This window comes from Janthinobacterium sp. PC23-8, assembly GCF_002250505.1.
Taxonomy (GTDB): Bacteria; Pseudomonadota; Gammaproteobacteria; order Burkholderiales; family Burkholderiaceae_D; genus Janthinobacterium.
In genome coordinates, this window is record NZ_NJGY01000001.1 from 1509557 (window position 1) to 1526859 (window position 17303).

14 protein-coding genes are annotated in these 17303 nt (G+C 65.8%); 7 read left to right on the top strand and 7 right to left on the bottom strand.

Annotated elements, in window-relative coordinates; translation table 11 throughout:
- The first annotated feature begins 69 nt into the window (after positions 1-69).
- The 6 genes from CD932_RS06515 to CD932_RS06540 all read left to right on the top strand — a co-directional run bounded on the left by CD932_RS06515 (position 70) and on the right by CD932_RS06540 (position 5566).
- Positions 70-987 carry an AraC family transcriptional regulator gene (locus tag CD932_RS06515; RefSeq protein ID WP_094441923.1) on the top strand — a complete coding sequence of 306 codons (918 nt, stop codon included), beginning with the start codon at positions 70-72 and terminating at the stop codon, positions 985-987.
- Between the two features lie 115 nt (positions 988-1102).
- The gene (locus CD932_RS06520; RefSeq protein ID WP_094441924.1) at positions 1103-1657 is read left to right on the top strand and encodes a carboxymuconolactone decarboxylase family protein; all 555 of its coding nucleotides are present in this window, start codon (positions 1103-1105) and stop codon (positions 1655-1657) included.
- A 13-nt stretch (positions 1658-1670) separates the two neighbouring features.
- Complete coding sequence (locus CD932_RS06525; RefSeq protein ID WP_176460896.1) at positions 1671-2756, top strand: acyl-CoA dehydrogenase family protein; 1086 nt, start codon at positions 1671-1673, stop codon at positions 2754-2756.
- Positions 2753-3541, top strand: coding sequence for an ABC transporter ATP-binding protein (locus CD932_RS06530; RefSeq protein WP_094441926.1), 789 nt, complete (start codon positions 2753-2755; stop codon positions 3539-3541). Before CD932_RS06525 ends, CD932_RS06530 begins: the two co-directional genes overlap by 4 nt.
- A 13-nt stretch (positions 3542-3554) precedes the next feature.
- A complete protein-coding gene (locus CD932_RS06535) occupies positions 3555-4799 on the top strand; it encodes an ABC transporter substrate-binding protein (RefSeq protein ID WP_094441927.1) in 1245 nt (414 codons plus the stop codon).
- A 2-nt stretch (positions 4800-4801) separates the two neighbouring features.
- Positions 4802-5566 carry an ABC transporter permease gene (locus CD932_RS06540; RefSeq protein ID WP_176460897.1) on the top strand — a complete coding sequence of 255 codons (765 nt, stop codon included), beginning with the start codon at positions 4802-4804 and terminating at the stop codon, positions 5564-5566.
- On the opposite strand, the gene CD932_RS06545 is transcribed toward CD932_RS06540, so the two are convergent.
- The 6 genes from CD932_RS06545 to CD932_RS06570 are packed head-to-tail and all read right to left on the bottom strand — an operon-like array spanning position 5556 to position 10145.
- Positions 5556-6302, bottom strand: coding sequence for a 1-acyl-sn-glycerol-3-phosphate acyltransferase (locus CD932_RS06545; RefSeq protein ID WP_094441928.1), 747 nt, complete (start codon positions 6300-6302; stop codon positions 5556-5558). The two genes, CD932_RS06540 and CD932_RS06545, sit on opposite strands and share 11 nt — an antisense overlap.
- An 11-nt stretch (positions 6303-6313) precedes the next feature.
- A complete protein-coding gene (locus CD932_RS06550) occupies positions 6314-7615 on the bottom strand; it encodes a dihydroorotase (protein ID WP_094441929.1) in 1302 nt (433 codons plus the stop codon).
- Between the two features lie 23 nt (positions 7616-7638).
- Positions 7639-8604 carry an aspartate carbamoyltransferase catalytic subunit gene (locus CD932_RS06555; protein WP_034746695.1) on the bottom strand — a complete coding sequence of 322 codons (966 nt, stop codon included), beginning with the start codon at positions 8602-8604 and terminating at the stop codon, positions 7639-7641.
- Positions 8597-9121, bottom strand: coding sequence for a bifunctional pyr operon transcriptional regulator/uracil phosphoribosyltransferase PyrR (gene pyrR, locus CD932_RS06560; protein WP_094441930.1), 525 nt, complete (start codon positions 9119-9121; stop codon positions 8597-8599). The genes CD932_RS06555 and pyrR overlap by 8 nt, the downstream gene beginning before the upstream one ends.
- 26 nt (positions 9122-9147) lie before the next feature.
- On the bottom strand, positions 9148-9546 hold the full coding sequence (ruvX, locus tag CD932_RS06565; RefSeq protein WP_254926487.1) for a Holliday junction resolvase RuvX: 399 nt from the start codon (positions 9544-9546) through the stop codon (positions 9148-9150).
- Positions 9543-10145: a YqgE/AlgH family protein gene (locus CD932_RS06570; RefSeq protein WP_065309754.1), complete on the bottom strand. Its 603-nt coding sequence runs from the start codon at positions 10143-10145 to the stop codon at positions 9543-9545. The genes ruvX and CD932_RS06570 overlap by 4 nt, the downstream gene beginning before the upstream one ends.
- 360 nt (positions 10146-10505) lie before the next feature.
- On the opposite strand from CD932_RS06570, the gene CD932_RS06575 reads away from it, so the two are divergent.
- A complete protein-coding gene (locus CD932_RS06575) occupies positions 10506-11972 on the top strand; it encodes a deoxyribodipyrimidine photo-lyase (protein ID WP_094443497.1) in 1467 nt (488 codons plus the stop codon).
- Here the strand turns inward: CD932_RS06575 and CD932_RS06580 are convergent.
- Positions 11939-17263: an Hpt domain-containing protein gene (locus CD932_RS06580; RefSeq protein WP_094441931.1), complete on the bottom strand. Its 5325-nt coding sequence runs from the start codon at positions 17261-17263 to the stop codon at positions 11939-11941. The two genes, CD932_RS06575 and CD932_RS06580, sit on opposite strands and share 34 nt — an antisense overlap.
- Between the last annotated feature and the right edge of the window lie 40 nt (positions 17264-17303).

Sequence of the window (17303 nt, forward strand, 5' to 3'; positions counted from 1 at the left end):
TTGCTCGGAATTGGTCGTTGGCACGCAACGGTGTGCGCCGTATGATCAGGCTTTGGCCTTTGCGACCCGATGACTCCTGATACCGACCAGTTGGCGCGCTGGCTGCTGGGCAGCCTGCGACTGGACACGGCCGTGCTGCACGCGGGCCAGTATTGCGGCCGCTGGCGCGCCTCCACCGCCGGGCGGGAACTGGGCAGTTTTCACCTGGTGCTGGAAGGTCAATGCTATCTGCACTTCGACGGCGCAGCGCCGATCCCGCTCGGTCCGCGCGATGGCGTGTTCCTGCTGCGCGACCTGCCGCATTTTCTCAGCCCGTACCCTGACCCGCTGCACGCGGCCAGCGCGCAAGCCATGCGCCCATTGCATGCGCCCGCAAACAGTCCCTCCACCGCGTTGGCCTGCGGCTTTTTCCAGTTCCAGGGCGCGGCCTCGAAGCTGATCGTCGACTCGTTTCCACCGTACCTGCTGCTACGCGGTGGCGCGCCCGCGTTTGCCGCCGCCGCCGCGCTGTTCGACCTGATCCTGCAAGAGGCGGGCGGCGACCCGGAACAGCCGTCACCGCTGATGGCGCGCCTGGTCGAACTGCTGTTCTTTTACCTGATCCGCCATGTGGCGCAGGGCGAGCAAGTGGCCGGTGGCCTGCTGTCGCTGCTGCACCGGAGCGAATTTGCGCCGCTGCTCGAACGCATGCTGGACTCCCCCGCCGCCGACTGGTCGATCGAAAACATGGCCAAGGCCGCGTGCATGTCGCGCGCCAGCTTCTGCAAGCATTTTGCCAGCGCCAGCGGCCACTCGCCGGCGCAGTTCCTGCTCCTGCTGCGCATGAAGATCGCCGCGCGCCGCCTGCACGACGGCACTTCCGTCGAAAGGGTGGCCGAACTGGTCGGCTACCGCTCGCACGCCGAATTTACGCGCGCCTTCAAGCGCGCCACCGGCGAACAGCCCGGCGCCTATCGCCGCCACCACCTGAGACATTCATCGAATTGAGAAGGATTTCAATATCACAGACGAATGAGCAGAAAATGGCGACGTTAGCGTCTGTCATGAGACAGAAGGGGCCGATATAATCAAGCGGTGATTAACCAACCCGGCAAGGCTCCATATGTCCCGACTGACGCTCCATACGCTAGACACCGCCCCGGCCGAGAGCCGCCCTTTCATTGAAAAGGCGATCGCCAACAATGGCTACCTGCCCAACCTGATCGGTGTACTGGCCAATGCGCCACTGGCGCTGGAAACCTATCTGACCGTATCAGGCATCAATGCCCGCGCCAGTTTGACTCTGATGGAACGCGAAGTGGTGCAGATCACGGCCGCGCGCATCCATGGCTGCGATTTCTGCATCGCCGGCCATAGCGCGATTTCCCTGAAAAAAGCCGGTGAAACCCCCGCTACCGTGCGCGCCCTGCAGCATGGCCAGAGCACGGGCGATGCAAAGCTCGACGCCGTGGCCGCCTTTGCCAGCGCCGTCATCGCCACGCGCGGCGCCGTCGCCGACGATGCATACCAGGCCTTCCTGGCAGCCGGCTACAAGCAACAGCAGGCGCTGGAAGTGGTGCTCGGCATCAGCCTGGCCACCCTGTGCAACTTCTCCAACAGCCTGGCCGGCACGCCCGTCAATCCGCAATTGACACCATATCTGCCGGGCGCCGTCTGACATGGCGCACCGCATGCCCAACCTCACGCCCTGGCTGCAGCTGCATGCCGACCAGCTCGACGAAGCGAACACACTGGCTGAAAGCGTGCTACCGGCGCTGGCTGCCGACCAGCTGCTGGCCATCGGCGTGCCGCAAGCACAAGGCGGTGCGGGCGGCGACGTGCGCGACGCCATCGAAGCGATCGCCAGCGTGGCCGAGCTGTCGCTGAGCGCCGCCTTTGTGTTCTGGGGCCAGCGCTGCTTTATCGAGTTCCTGCTGCAAAGCCCGAACCGCGCGCTGGCCGGCAAGCACCTGCCCGCCTTGCTGGCGGGCACCCAGGCCGGGGCCAGCGGCCTGTCGAATGCCATGAAATTCTTGTCCGGCATCGAACAGCTGCAAATCACGGCCGCGCGCAACGGCGATGGCCTGCTGGTCGACGGCGCGCTGGCCTGGGTAACGAACTTGCGCAAGGCAGGTTTTGTCGCGGCGGCCGCCGTCGCGCCGAATGACGGCGCGCCACCGCTGATCGTCGCCTTCGACAGCCGGCTGGACGGTGTGCAGCGCAACGCCGACCTGGACCTGATCGCCCTGCGCGGCAGCAATACGGCATCGCTCAAGCTGACGCAAGTGGCGATTGCGGCCGAAGATATCATCAGCGACAATGCGCCGGCCTGGCTGCCGCAGGTGCGCCCGGCTTTCCTGGGCATGCAGTGCGGCATGTCGATTGGCCTGGCGCGCGCCAGCCTGGCGCAGGCCATGTCGATTTCACAGGATTCGCGCAACGCGCTCGCGCCGCGCATCGAGGCGCTCAAGGCCACCCTGGACACCACCGTCGCCACCTTGCTGGCCGGCGTGCACGATGGCCGCTTCCAGAAGGAAGCGCCGGCCATGTTCCGCCTGCGCATACAACTGGCCGAGCTGGTGCAGCAAGCCATGATGCTCGAACTGCAGGCGATGGGCGGCCGCGCCTACCTGAGCGAGCATCAGCAAGGCTTTGCGCGCCGCTGGCGCGAATCGGCCTTTATTCCCATCGTCACACCGAGCCTGACGCAACTGCAATCGGCGCTGCGCCAGTTCGACAGCCAGCAGGCGGCCAAGGCGGCGGGAAATCCGGCATGACGGCCAACGACTGGGCGCTGCGGGCACAAAACCTGTCGTATGCCTATCCAGGCCAGGACCCCGTATTTCAGGCGGTGTCGCTGGCGGTGCGCAAGCGCGAGATCGTCTGCCTTTTGGGCGGCAGCGGCTGCGGCAAATCGAGCTTGCTGCGCGTGCTGGCAGGCTTGCAGCCGCCATCGGCCGGCCATATCGACTTCCTGGGCACGCCGATGCGCGAACCCGACCCGCGCAGCGCGCTCGTCTTCCAGCAGGCCAGCCTGTTGCCGTGGCTGAACGTCACCGGCAATGCCGGCTTTGGCCTGGACTTCAAGCACCAGCCCGCACTCACGCGCGAGGCGCACACCGCGCGCGTGGCGCAGGCAATCGAGGCGGTGGGCTTGCAGGGCCGCGAAAAACTGTATCCGTCCGCGCTGTCGGGCGGCATGGCGCAGCGCGTGGCGCTGGCGCGCGCACTGGCGCGCGAGCCGGAACTGCTGTTTGCGGACGAACCGTTTTCGGCGTTGGACGCCATCACGCGCGCCGAAATGCAGTCGCTGCTGGTCGAGGTGGTGCACCGCTGGCACACGGCGGTGCTGCTGGTCACCCACGATATCGATGAAGCGATCCTGGTGGCTGACCGCATCGTGCTGATGGGCGGCAAACCCGGCAATATCGTGCGCGAGTGGCCGGTCGATATCGCCCAGCCACGCATCGGCCATAACGCCGACGTGGTCGCCCTCAAGCTCGATATCCTCGACGCGCTCCATCTGCTGCAAAAACCGCAACCCGCGGCTACCCCCTACTGACCGGAGCTTTCGCATGTCCTTCCAAAAAGAAAACACACCCCTGCATATCTGCGCCTCGTCCGACTGCGACTGTGGTTTGACGCGCCGCGACTTTCTGCGCATGTCGGCGCTGGCCACGGCCAGCGTCGCCTCGCCGCTGCTGTTCGCCGGCGACGCCATGGCGCAGCAGGGACCGAAGGGCGACGACCAGCCCGTGAAAATCGGCTACCTGCCAATCACCGATGCCACGCCCTTGCTGGTGGCGCACGCCCGCAAGCTGTTCGAGGCCGAAGGCTTGCAGGCGGAAACGCCGCGCCTGTTCCGCAGCTGGGCGCAGATCATCGAAGCGTTTGTCGCCGGCCAGGTCAACGTGATCCACCTGCTGTCGCCGGCCACCCTGTGGGTGCGCTATGGCGCCAAATTCCCCGCCAAGGTAGTGGCCTGGAACCATGTCAACGGCTCCGCGCTGACGGTGGCCAACGAGATCAACAAAGTGCAGGACCTGGGCGGACGCACGGTAGCGATCCCGTTCTGGTACTCGATCCACAATATCCTGCTGCAGCAAATCCTGTCGGCCAATGGCTTGACACCCGTCACGCGTGCGCGCAACGCGGCCGTCAAGCCGAACGAGGTGAACCTGATCGTGCTGGCGCCGGCCGAAATGGTCTCGGCCCTGGCCAGCAAGGCGATTGCCGGCTATATCGTGGCCGAACCGTTCAATGCGGCGGCCGAAAACGCCGGCATCGGCAAGATCCTGCGCTTCTCGGGCGATGTGTGGAAAAACCATGCCTGCTGCGTCACCTTCCTGTCCGAGCGCGACATCAGCACCCGCCCCGAGTGGGCACAAAAGGTCACCAACGCCATCGTCAAGGCGCAATTGTGGACGCGCTCGAACCAGGTCGACACGGCCAAGCTGCTGTCGAACGTCGGCGAGCATCGCTACACGCCGCATCCGCTGCAGGTGCTGACCAAGGTACTGGCCACCACCGATTACGCCGCCTATGAAAAACAGGGCCTGATCGTGCACAGGAACTGGCAGCAGCGCCGCATCGACTTCCAGCCCTATCCGTTCGCCTCATACACGGAAGAACTGGTGCGCGCGATCGGCCGCACCAAGGTCGAGGGCGATACGCGCTTTCTGGCCAACCTCGATCCGAAATTCGCCGCGCGCGACCTGGTCGATGACCGCTTCGTGCGCAAGGCGATCAACGCCGTCGGCGGTCCGGCCGCCTTCGGCCTGCCGGCCAACCTGCTGCGCAGCGAAACCGTGGCGGTCTGACGATGGCCAGAACGTCGTTGATGCGCCTCGGCCTGCCACTGGTCGGGCTGGCTGGGGCCTTGCTATTGTGGTCGCTGGGCGTGTGGCAACTGGAAAAATCGACGCCGATCGCCAGCGCGTTTGCGCCGCTGCCCACGGCGCTGGCGTTCAGGGACATGCTGGCGGGGTCCGATATCTGGCTGCATGTCACGCTCAGTTTGCAGAGGGTGGCCGTCGGCCTGGGGCTGGCGATCGTGATCGGCGTGCCGCTGGGCGTGCTGGTGGCAATGTCAAAACTTTTTTCGGGCGCCGCCATGCCGCTATTCCAGCTGCTGCGCATGATTTCACCGCTGTCGTGGATGCCGATCGCGGTGATGGTGCTGGGCGTGGGCGACGCGCCGGTCTACTTTCTGCTGGCATTCGCGGCGGTGTGGCCAATACTGCTCAATACGGCGGCCGGCGTGGCGCGGCTCGATCCGAACTGGCTGCTGCTGGCGCGCAGCCTGTCGGCCACGCGCCGCGAGATGGTCCTGAAAGTGATTTTGCCGGGCATTACAGCCGATATATTGACCGGCGTGCGCCTGGCGATCGGCATTATCTGGATCGTGCTGGTGCCGGCCGAAATGCTGGGCGTGTCCGCTGGCCTGGGCTACTTCATCCTCGACACGCGCGACCGCCTGGCGTACTCGGAACTGATGGCGGCCATCGTGCTGATCGGCATATTGGGTTTCGCGCTGGACTATCTGGCCAGGGCCGCGCATGCGCGCTGGCTGCATCTCAAGCGGTAACGGCCACGCCAAGTGAACTGGCCACGGCGCCATGCGCCGCCAGCGCCAGTTCGCGCCGGTGCGCGCCGACCGTGGTCAGCGGCGCCAGGCATTCCAGGCGCGCGATGACAGGCTTGCCGCCAAGGATGCGCAGCATGCTTTGCGCAAACGTCATCTCGCCGATAAAGTCGATGGAGTCGTGCGGCACGCCCGCCGCATCGACATACGACACGGCAAACGGCTGCACCGGCGCTTGCGCGTCGATCGCCGCTTCGAACAGATTGGCGTGAAACGGCAGCAGGTTTCCCTGTGCGGCCGTGGTGCCTTCGGGGAAAACGCCAATACGCTCGCCATCGTGCAGCTTGTCGACCAGGCCCTGGAAGATCTTGCGCAAGTCGCGCTTGTTGCCGCGCGAAATAAAGATCGTGCCGGCGCGCGCCGCCAGCCAGCCCAGGACCGGCCACGCGCGAATCTCGGCCTTGGCGACAAAACGGCAAGGGTGCACCGCGTTGATGACAAAGATATCGAGCCACGACACGTGGTTCGCCACCACCATGCAATGCTTGAGCGCTGCCGCATGGCTGGGCGACGCTTCGACGGTGACGTTGCAGATGGCCAGCAGCTGGCGCGACCAGGCGCGGATGCGCCGGTTGCGGCCCTCCACGTCCAGCCATGGAAACAGCACCAGGCTTTTGCTCATGCCGATGGCCAGATGCAGGGCGACGCGGGCGAGGCGATAGGTAAGCAGTAGTTTCAAATCACACCAGATCAACGTTGAAACGCCACCCGACCCGCCACGATGGTCGCCCTGACCACGCCGCTCAGCTCATAGCCGAGGAAAGGCGTGTGCTTGCCCTGACTGGCCAGCGAGGACGACGATACGGTCCAGCGCGCGGCCGGATCGAACACGCAGATGTCGGCCGCTTCGCCGATGGCCAGGCTGCCGGCCGGGATGCCGGCCACGCGGGCGGCGTCGGCCGTGACCTTGGCCACGGCGCGCGCCAGCGGACGGGCGCCCGACTGCGGCTGGGCCAGCGCATAGTCGTCGGCCCATTTCAGGGCCAGCGACAGCAGCAGTTCCAGGCCGGTGGCGCCCGGCGACGCTTCGCCGAAGGGCAGCAGTTTTTCATCGTCGTCGACCGGCGTATGGTCCGAGCACATGGCGTCAACGGTGCCGTCAAACAGCGCGGCGCGTATCGCGTCGCGGTCGCGCTGGCTGCGAAACGGTGGCGTCACGCGCGCGTTCGGGTCAAAGAAGCCGATATCGGCGTCGGTCAGGTGCACATGGTGCACGCCCACGTCGCAGGTCACGGGCAGGCCTTCGGCCTTCGCCGCGCGGATCAGTTCCAGGCCGGCGGCCGAGGAAATGCGGCACAGGTGCACGCGCGCGTGGCTGGCGCGCATCAACTCGAAAATCGTGTGCAGCGCAATGGTTTCGGACATCACCGGCACGCCCGACAGCCCCAGGCGCGAGGCCAGCGGGCCGCTGTGGGCGATGCCGCCGCGGCCGATATGCGGGTCCTGCGGGCGCAGCCACACGGTGTAGCCGAAGGTGTTCGCATACTGCATCGCGCGCAGCAGCACGGTGGTGTCTTCGATCGGTTCCTCGGCTTGCGCGAAGCCGATGCAGCCCGCTTCCGTCAGTTCCGCCATTTCCGTCAGCGACTGCCCCTTCAGGCCTACCGTCAGCGCGCCCAGCGGATGCACATGGGCCTTGTCCTGCGTCTTGGCGCGGTATTTCAGCATCTCGACCAGGCCCGGCTCGTCGAGCACGGGGTCGGTGTCGGGCGGGCACACCAGGCTGGTCACGCCGCCTTGCAGCGCCGCCTGCAGCTCCGATTCGAGCGTGGCCTTGTATTCGTAGCCCGGCTCGCGCAGGCGCGCCGACAGGTCGACCAGGCCCGGGGATACCACCAGGCCGGCCGCGTCAAAGGTGGTGTCGGCAATAAAACCGGCCGGCGCGCTGCCCACGGCGGCTACCTTGCCGTCGGCGATAAACAGGTCCTGCACGCCATCGATGCCGTTGGCCGGATCGATCAGATGGCCATTCTTGATATGTAGTGTCGTCATGCTTGCTTCTCGTCCTTGGGCCATCAGCCCTGATTACCAGCCAAAATACTCATCACCGCCATGCGCACGGCGATACCGAAGGTCACCTGCGGCAGGATCACCGCCTGCGGGCCGTCGGCCACGGCCGAATCGATCTCGACGCCGCGGTTCATCGGTCCCGGGTGCATCACGATGGCGTCCGGTTTCGCCAGCGCCAAGCGCTCCGGCGTCAGGCCATAGCTCTTGAAGTATTCCTGCGCCGACGGCAGCAGCGCGCCGCTCATGCGCTCGTTCTGCAGGCGCAGCATGATGATCACATCGACGCCCTTCAAGCCTTCATCCATATTGGTGAAGGTGCGCACGCCCATCTGTTCCAGGCCGCCCGGCAGCAGGGTGTGCGGGCCGATGGCGCGCACTTCCGGCACGCCCAGGGTGGTCAGGGCGTGGATGTCGGAACGCGCCACGCGGCTGTGCAGGATGTCGCCGACGATGGCCACCGTCAGGTTGGTGAAATCCTTCTTGTAGTGGCGGATCGTGTACATGTCGAGCAGGCCCTGGGTCGGGTGCGCGTGGCGGCCGTCGCCTGCGTTGACCACGTGGACATGCGGCTGTTTCGTATCGATCAGGTGCTTGGCGATCAGGTAGGGCGCACCCGACTGCGCATGGCGCACGACGAACATGTCGGCATGCATGGCCGACAGGTTGTCGATGGTGTCGAGCAGGGATTCGCCCTTGCTGGCCGACGACGCCTGGATGTTCAGGTTGATGACGTCGGCCGACAGGCGCTTCGAGGCAATCTCGAAGGTGGTGCGGGTGCGCGTGGAATTTTCAAAAAACAGGTTGAACACGCTTTTGCCGCGCATCAGCGGCACTTTTTTCACATCGCGGTCGGAGATGCCGACAAACGAGGAAGCGGTGTCGAGGATATGGTTGACGATAGACTTCGGCAAGCCTTCGATAGTCAACAGGTGCTGCAGTTCGCCGTGTTTATTCAGTTGCGGATTAAGCATGGTGGGTGTCTATGGTGAGCGTGAATGTTCCATCGCCGGCCTGCTTGAGGACCAGCGCCTGGCCCGGCGGCACGGCGGTAAAGGCGGCCACGAAATCGGCGGCCACCGGCAACTGGCGCTCGCCCCGGTCGACCAGGGCGGCCAGCATGATCTTGGCCGGACGGCCGTAATCGAACAACTCGTTGATGGCCGCGCGCGTGGTGCGGCCCGTGTACAGCACGTCGTCGACCAGCAGGATGGTGGCACCGGCCACGTCAAAGGCGATCTGGGTCGGTTTGACGTCGGCGTGCAGGCCCTTCTGCGCGAAGTCATCGCGGTAAAAGGACACGTCGAGCACGCCCAGGCGGGCCGTCAGGGCAAGGTCGCGCGCCAGGCGTTCGGCCAGCCAGGCGCCGCCCGAGTGGATGCCGACGATGGCTACGTTGCTGGCGCCGGCCAGGCCGCTGCGCACTTGTTCCAGCAAGACCGCATACAGGGCCTCGGCGTCGAGTTGGGAGGGATTCAGAGGATTGGACATAGGAAGGATCAATCAAAAAAAACGGTTCAGGACCGCGCGTCGAAATACTGCTGCAGGATAATGGCGGCGGCGCGGTCGTCGATCACTTCGCCGCGCCTGGCGGCAATCACGGCCGAGGAATAACGCTCGTCGACCAGTTCCACCGGCAGGCCGAAGCGGCCGTGCAGCTGGTTGGCAAAGCGCCGGCAGCGCGCGCTCATCTCGTGTTCGGTGCCGTCCGGGTAGCTGGGCAAGCCGACCACGATGCGCGTCGCGCCCCACTCGCGGACCATGGCGGCGATGGCGGCGAATTTCGGTTCATTGGCGATCGCCGTGATCACGCCGAGCGGCTTGGCCTGGGCAATCATGGTATTGCCCATGGCTACGCCAATGCGCTTGAGGCCAAAATCAAAAGCGAGGATGGTGTCGATGGCCTCACCGCTCATGCGTGGCCGGCTTCCGAAGCGAGCATCAGCGGATCGATGCCCAGCAGCTTGATGGCCGCCACATAGCGCTCGGCGATCGGAAAGTCGAACAGGATGTCGGCCGAAGCGCCCACCGTCAGCCAGCCGTTGCGGCCGATCTCGTCTTCCAGCTGGCCCGGGCTCCAGCCCGAGTAGCCGATCGACACCAGCATGCGCTGCGGGCCTTCGCCCTTGGCGACGGCTTCGAGCACGTCGATCGAGGTGGTAAACGCCACTTCATCGGTCACCGTCAGCGACGAGGAATAGCGCGCGCCCGGCGTGTGCAGCACGAAGCCGCGGTCGTCCTGCACCGGGCCGCCGAACATGATAGGCTCATTGACGATAGGCGCATCGCTGCCGGCCGCCAGTTTCAGGTCGATGCGTTCGAACAGCACATCCATCGTCATGTCGGTGGGTTTGTTGATGACCACGCCCAGCACGCCGTTTTCATTGTGTTCGCACACGTAGACGACGGTGCCGCCGAAGATCGGGTCTTGCATCGCCGGCATGGCGATCAGAAAATGGTTGGCCAGATTCAAGGTGGACGAACCGGGTGCGGCGCCTTCGCTGGCGCTCTGCATCAAACGATGTCCCGGGAGCATGTGGTCGATTTTACTCTTTTTCATACGCGTTGCTCTCTCTGTGGGCTTGCTGGCAAGTCACTTTACCCCTGCTGTCATTATTTTTTTAAATGCTATTTTTGCAATGCTTTGTTGGTGCGCGTGGCTTGCGTGGGGAGGTCGATTGTAAAATCGTTACCGTTCTGCTGTCGCACGCGAACTTTGCACGCGTCGCCACCGCGCACTCAGGCGCTAGTTTACACTGAATTGCCATGGCGGCGACGCCCAAGGCACGGCGCGGACAGGCATAATGCGCCGCAAGCGGCGAAAAACCGCTCTTTCTTGACCTTTTACAACGCAAATACGCACAATCCGCCCCCCATGACACTCACTACCTCCCTGGTCTGGTTCCGCCGCGACCTGCGCGCTTTCGATCATGCTGCACTGCACCATGCCTTGCGCCAGAGCCAGGCCGTGCACTGCGTCTTCGTCTACGACAGCGCGATTCTGGCGAGCCTGCCGCGGCACGACCGCCGCGTCGACTTTATCCACGCCAGCGTACTGGAACTGGCCAGCGAACTGCGCCAGATGGAAGGCGACCTGATCGTGCTGCACGACGATGCGGCCACGGCGATACCGCGCCTGGCGGCCGAACTGCGGGCCGACGCCGTATTTGCCAACCATGACTACGAGCCGCAGGCGAATGCCCGCGACGCCGTGGTTGCCGATGCTTTGATGACGGACGCACGGCTGTGGTTCAGTTTCAAGGACCAGGTGATCTTTGAAAAAGACGAGGTGCTCACGCTCTCCGGCAAGCCGTACACCGTCTACACGCCGTACAAGAACGCCTGGCTGAAGAAAATGCGCGCCGACCCGGCGTGCCTGGCGCCGTACGATATCGCGCCGCACGCGGCCCGGCTGGCGCCGCCGCGCGGCCAGCCGGCCGCCCTGCCCGGTCTTGATGAACTGGGGTTCGAGCCGAGCAACCTGGCCGAACTGGCGATCCCCACCGGCATGTCGGGCGGCGCCAGATTGTTCGAGGATTTTTTGCCGCGCGTGGAAAAATACGCCGTGGCGCGCGATTTTCCCGCCTTGAAAGGGCCGTCCTATCTGTCGCTGCATTTACGCTTCGGCACCGTGTCGCTGCGCTACCTGGTGCGCACCATGGTCGAACTGATGGAGCGCGGCGGCGGCGGCGACGGCGCGCCCGTGTGGCTGGCCGAACTGATCTGGCGCGACTTCTACGCCATGATCCTGTACCAGAACCCGCAGGTGGAGCATGGCGCCTTCAAGAGCGCGTATGACGCCATCGTGTGGCAAACGGGAGAACTGGCGGATGCCGCGTTTGCCGCCTGGTGCGCAGGGCGCACCGGCTATCCGCTGGTGGACGCAGCCATGGCGCAGCTGAACCAGACCGGCTACATGCACAACCGCCTGCGCATGGTCACGGCCTGCTTCCTGATCAAGGATCTGGGACTGGACTGGCGCCGTGGCGAAGCCTATTTCGCGCTGCACCTCAATGACTTCGACCTGGCCTCGAACAACGGCGGCTGGCAGTGGGCCTCGTCGTCGGGCTGCGACGCCCAGCCCTATTTCCGCATATTCAACCCCATCACCCAGTCGGAAAAATTCGACGCCAGCGGCCGCTTTATCCGCCGCTATCTGCCGCAATTGAAAGCGCTGGGCGACAAGGAAATCCACGCGCCATGGCTGGTGCCGCGCATGCTGTTAGAACAAAAGAACATTGTGCTGGGCCGCGATTATCCGATGCCCATCGTGCAGCACGACGAGGCGCGCAAGCAGACGCTGGCGCGCTATGAGGTCGTCAAAGTCGTCAAGGCCGCCTGACTCCCGGTCAGCAGCCGCTCCACCTCGGCCAGCAATTGATCCTCCTGGAAGGGCTTGCCGAAATACGCATTGACGCCCAGGCTCAAGGCATGTTCGCGGTGCTTGTCGGCGCTGCGCGAGGTGATCATGATGAGAGGGATGGCGCGCGTGCGCGCGTCGCTGCGCACATTGCGCGTCAAATCAAAACCGTCCATGCGCGGCATTTCCACGTCGACCAGCATCAGCGCCGGCAGTGCCGCCGGTTCCAGTTCATGCAGCTGCTCGAGCGCGTCGACGCCATCCTTGGCCAGCAGCACCAGATAGCCTTCGCGCTCGAACAGGCGCTGCATCACGCGGCGCACCGTCAATGAATCGTCGACCACCATCACGCTGGCGCGCGGCGCGGGCAGCGCCACGCGGCCTTCGCTGGCGGCGGCCGCATATTGCGCCAGCAATTCGGGATGGTGGGCCAGGTGCTGCGCCAGCGCCACCGGATTCAGTATCAGGACGATGTCGCCGGTACCGAGCACGGTGGCGCCGGCGATGCCCGGCATGCGCGCCAATTGCGGCCCCACATGCTTGACCACCACCTCGCGATTGCCGACCACGTCGTCGACCCGCAGCGCCAGCCTGTCGTTGCCGTTACGCAGCAACAGCACCGGCGCGTGGCGCTGGGTCGCTGGTGCTGCCGGCGGGTCGCCCAGCATGGCCGATAACTGATGCAGCGCCAGCAGCTGGCCATGCGCGTCGATCTGGCCGGCCTTGGTGACTTGCTCCAGCTGCTCGCCCTTCAGGTGCAGCACCTGCTCGACCAGCACCGAGGGCAAGGCATAGGTCTTGCCATTGGCTGCCAGCAGCACAACTTGGGTAACAGCCAGAGTGAGCGGAAGATGAATGGTAAAACGGATGCCTTGGCCCGCTTCGGTCACGGTATCGACCCGCCCGCCCAGCGCCAGCGCTTCCGAGCGCACAATATCCATGCCGAAGCCGCGCCCGGCCAGTTCGGTCAGGCTGTCGGCGGTCGACAGGCCGGGCGCGAAAATCAGTTCGGCCGCCTGCGCGTCGCTGACCTCGGCGTCCGGCGAGACCAGGCCGGCGCCGCGCGCACGGGCGCGGATGCGCTCCAGGTCGAGGCCCGCGCCATCGTCGGAAAAAGCGATCGCCACCTCATTGCCCTGCTGGCTGACCTGCACCAGCAGTTCCCCCGTTTCGCTTTTTCCCGCCGCCAGGCGCGCGGCGCGCGGCTCGATGCCGTGCGCGATCGCGTTGCGCAGCAGGTGTTCGAACGGCGCGGCCATGCGCTCCAACACGCTGCGGTCGATCTCCACATTGCCGCCACGGATATCGAGGTTGACCCGCTTGTCGACTTCCTTGGCGCTTTGCCGCGCCACCCGGAACAGTCGCTCGGCGATGCTGGCAAAGGGCACCATGCGGATCTGCATCAGGTCGCGCTGCAGTTCGCGCGTCAGGCGCGCCTGCAGCACCAGGTCGTCGCCCACCGTGCCGAGGCTCTGGCTCAGGTTTTCATGGAAGGAGGCGACGTCGTTGACGCTTTCGGCCATCATGCGCGTCAGTTCCTGCAAGCGCGTAAAACGGTCGAATTCAAGCGGGTCGAAATCGCGCTCGCTGCCGACCGCCATGCGCGAGGCGATCTGCGACTCGGCCTGCATTTCCACTTCGCGCAGCTGGCGGCGCAAGCGCGCCAGGTTGTCCGAAAACTCGCCCAGCGAGGCGCCCAGCACGCCCACTTCGTTTTCGATCTTCGAGCGCGTGATCGACACTTCGCCGGCCTGGTTCACCAGGCGGTCGAGGATATCGGCGCGCACACGCACCAGCGCCGCCTTCGGCTCGGGCGCCGGCGACGCTTCCATGCCCGGCAGCGGCAGCAGGGGCTGCTGCAATTGTTCGAACAGGTGCAGTGCATGGTCGTAATGGGCCAGCAATTCCTCGAACGCCTGTGGCGTGGCCGTGCCCGCGTGCAGCATGTTTTCGATATGGGTTTCGATTTCATGCGCGTGCTGGCCCAGGCGCATGGCGCCGGCCATGCGCGCGCTGCCCTTGACGGTGTGCAGGGTGCGCAGCAGCATCTGCGCCTGGCTGCTCTCTTGCGGCTGCTGCTGCCAGTTGCGCAGCGCCGTGCCGATCTGCGGCAGCAAATCGGCGCCCTCTTCCAGGAACACCGGCAACAAGTCGAGGTCCAGCTCATCGCTGATGCCGGCGCTGGCGGCCAGCAGGGCTTGCGCATCGGCCGGCACCATGGCCGGCGCTGGCGGTGCAGGCTCCGATTCCGGCTCCGATTCCGGCGCGGCTGGCGCTGGTGGCGGCGCCTCGAACACGGAATCGAACAGGTCGTCGATGTCGCTGGTATCGGGCGCCGGCGGCAGTTTCATGCGCGCCGCTGGTGGCTCTGCCACTGCTGCTGCGCCCTGTCCCGACCCGTCGGCGACGATGCTGGCGTAGGCGGCGGCAAACAGCGCGTCCAGGCCAGTCCCGGCAGGCTTGGACGCCGCCTCCATGATGCTGGCGTAGGTAGCGGCGAACAGCGCATCGAGACCGGTTTCAGCTTCAGGCGCCGCATGTTCCGGCGGCGCCGTCAGCGCACGCCACAGGGTATTGAGTTCCTCGATCAGCGCCGGCTGCGCCGGCGCCAGCTCGCCCAGGGCAAACGCCTGCAGCATCTGGCGTATGCCGGCGGTGGCCCGTTCAAGCACGTCGTGCCGGGCGGCAGCCAGCCCGGCATGCGGCGGCACTACAGTTTCGATGGCGATTTCCAGCGCGTGCGCCAGGTCGCGCAAGGCGGTAAAGCCGACCGTGCCGGAGCTGCCGGCCAGGGTATGGACAGCCTGCAGCGCTTCGGCGCTGACGGCGCGCGCCTCATGGCGCCATTCGCCGAAGTCGCGCGTGAGCACGCGCAGCAGTTCGTCGGTTTCGGCCAGGTAGATGTTATACAGCGGCAGGCCGATACGCAGCTCGCCCACGTGTTTCAGGTTATCGTCTGGCGCCTCGTGTACGGCGGGCGCGGTCGCCGGCGGGAAACCGATCACCTTGCCATTGCCGGAAGGCACTGGCGCAGGGACATCGCTGACCACCGCGCGCCGCTTGCGCAGCTCGAACGACCCACCTTCGAGCACCCTTTCGGCCGCGTCCGGCAGCATGCCGGCCTCGCGTCCGCGCGCGCCGCCGCCTTCCAGTTCGGCCACCCATTCGCTGAGCTGGTACCAGCCGTAATTGAGCAAGGTAAACAGATCGTCGTTGGGGCTGCGCGCCTCGGCCAGCCAGGTATTGAGCACCTTCTCGATGGCGCCGGCCGCCTCGGCAAACTGCGCCAGGCCGATCATGCGGCTGCCGCCCTTCAGGGTGTGGTACGAGCGGCGCAGCATGGCCAGGTGTTCGGCATTGCCGGCATCGGCGCGCAGCGCGGCCAGGCTGGTTTCAATAAAGGCCAGCACCTCGCGCGCTTCGGACAGGAAAATATCGAGCATCTCGGCGTCGATATCGCCGGCCGACAGGATGGCGTCCGGCGCCGCTGGCGGCGTGGCGCTCTGCGGCGGCAAGGGATGATCGAGCACGGGTACCGGCACGCTGCCGCTTGCTGCCACTTTTTCAAACGGCAGCGCGCGGAAAGCGCCGCTGGCGGCATCGAAATGAAAGCGCGCGCTGGCCGCCTGCCGATTGCGGCCCAGCATGTCGACAAAAAAGCCCAGCGCGCTGACGTTCTGCGCGATCTCGTCGAGTGCCTCCATAGGCGCCTGGCTGTCGCCATCGAGCAGTTGCCGCACGGCAGAGACCACCTGCCGCATGCCGGCGCTGGCGGCGGTTTGTCCCAGCTCCTCCAGCGTCTGCCGCATCGGCTGCAGCAGCGGCGCCACGCCGGCCAGTTCATCGCGGCGGCCGCTATCGGCGTAATACGCATTGAGCAGTTGCTCGACCTGGCGCAGCCCCGCCTTCATGGTCTCGGCGAGCGCGGCGGCCGTCTGCCCCTGTTCGATCTGGCGCGACAATTCGCCTTGCGCGGGCGCCGGCGGCACCTCGCCGGCCAGCAACGCCTGCAAGCGCGCGGCGATGGTTTCGGCATTGCTGGCGAAATCGTCGGGCAGGCGCCGCAATTGCGCCAGCCCCGTTTCGGCAAACAGCAGCGCGGTGTCCATTTCCTGCGCCAGGGCCGGCAGGCAGCCGCTGGCCGCTGCCTGCCGCGCCACCTCCGCGCCCTGGCGCAGCAGGCTGGCCAGGGCTGGCACTTTCAGGATATCGGCCTGTCCTGCCACCTCGATCATCGCCGCACCGAAGGCCTCGCCCGGTGCGCTTTCGCGCCAGGCGGCGCGCGCACGGGCCAGCGCCGCACGCGCGAGCTGCAGCGCGTCCTGATCGACCTGGCCATAGCGCCGCGCTTCCACGTCGATTGGCACCAGGCCGTCGAGTTCGAACACCGCGCGCAACTGGCGCGCCGCCGGCGTGGGTTCGCCAGCGGCGGCGATCAGGTACAGCGCATCGCGCAGCAACGTCTCGGGCAGGCCGGCGGTGCCTTGCGCCAGACGGCGCAATTGCAGGTTGATCAGGCCGAACAGCTGTTTCATGTACAGGCTGTCGCCGCCCTGGCCCTGGGCGGCCAGGCCGGCCACGGCCTGCATGGCGAACCAGAAAGTGCGCGCCGACGCTTCGCCCTGCGCGTCGGCCACCAGTTGCAAGGTATCGTGCAGGGCCTGTGCATGCAGCCGGCGCGCCTCGGCGTCGGGTGAGCGCAAATAAGGCAGCAGCGACTTTTCAAAACGGCTGCGCCAGGCCGGATAGTCGGCGGCGATCACCGGCTCGGCCAGCGCAATCGCATGGCGCTGATCGATGGCCGGCGGGAAAAACAGTTCTGCCGGATGCACGCGCTGCGCGCCCAGCATGGTCTGCAGCGCGCGGTAGTAGGGAAACAGGCGTGTTGGCTGAGGCGGCGTGCCGGCCAGCAGATCCTCCAGGTATTCACTCAAGGCCTGGTACAGCTCGGCCACCACTTGCGCATGGTCGACCGTGTATTCCAGGGTGCCGTCGCGAAAGCGCGTGAGCGCCTGTTCCGCGCCCGCCGTCAGCAGGCCGGCGCCGGCCACGTCGACCATCACCAGCGCGCCGTGCGCCTGGTGCAGGTGCGAACGCGCGTGCTGCAAGGCGGTGGCGCGCTCTTCGCGTTCGCGCCCGCCCGCTTCGAACAGGGCGGTGCGGGAACGGGCCAGTGCTTCGCGGATTTCCACCAGCACCCAGGACAAGGGCTCGCTGTCAAACGGCTTGGACTGCTGCGGCCTGGACTGCTGCGGATTATCTGGTGTGCTCATGCCTGCCTCGGTAAAGAATTCATAACGCAAAAATCGGCAC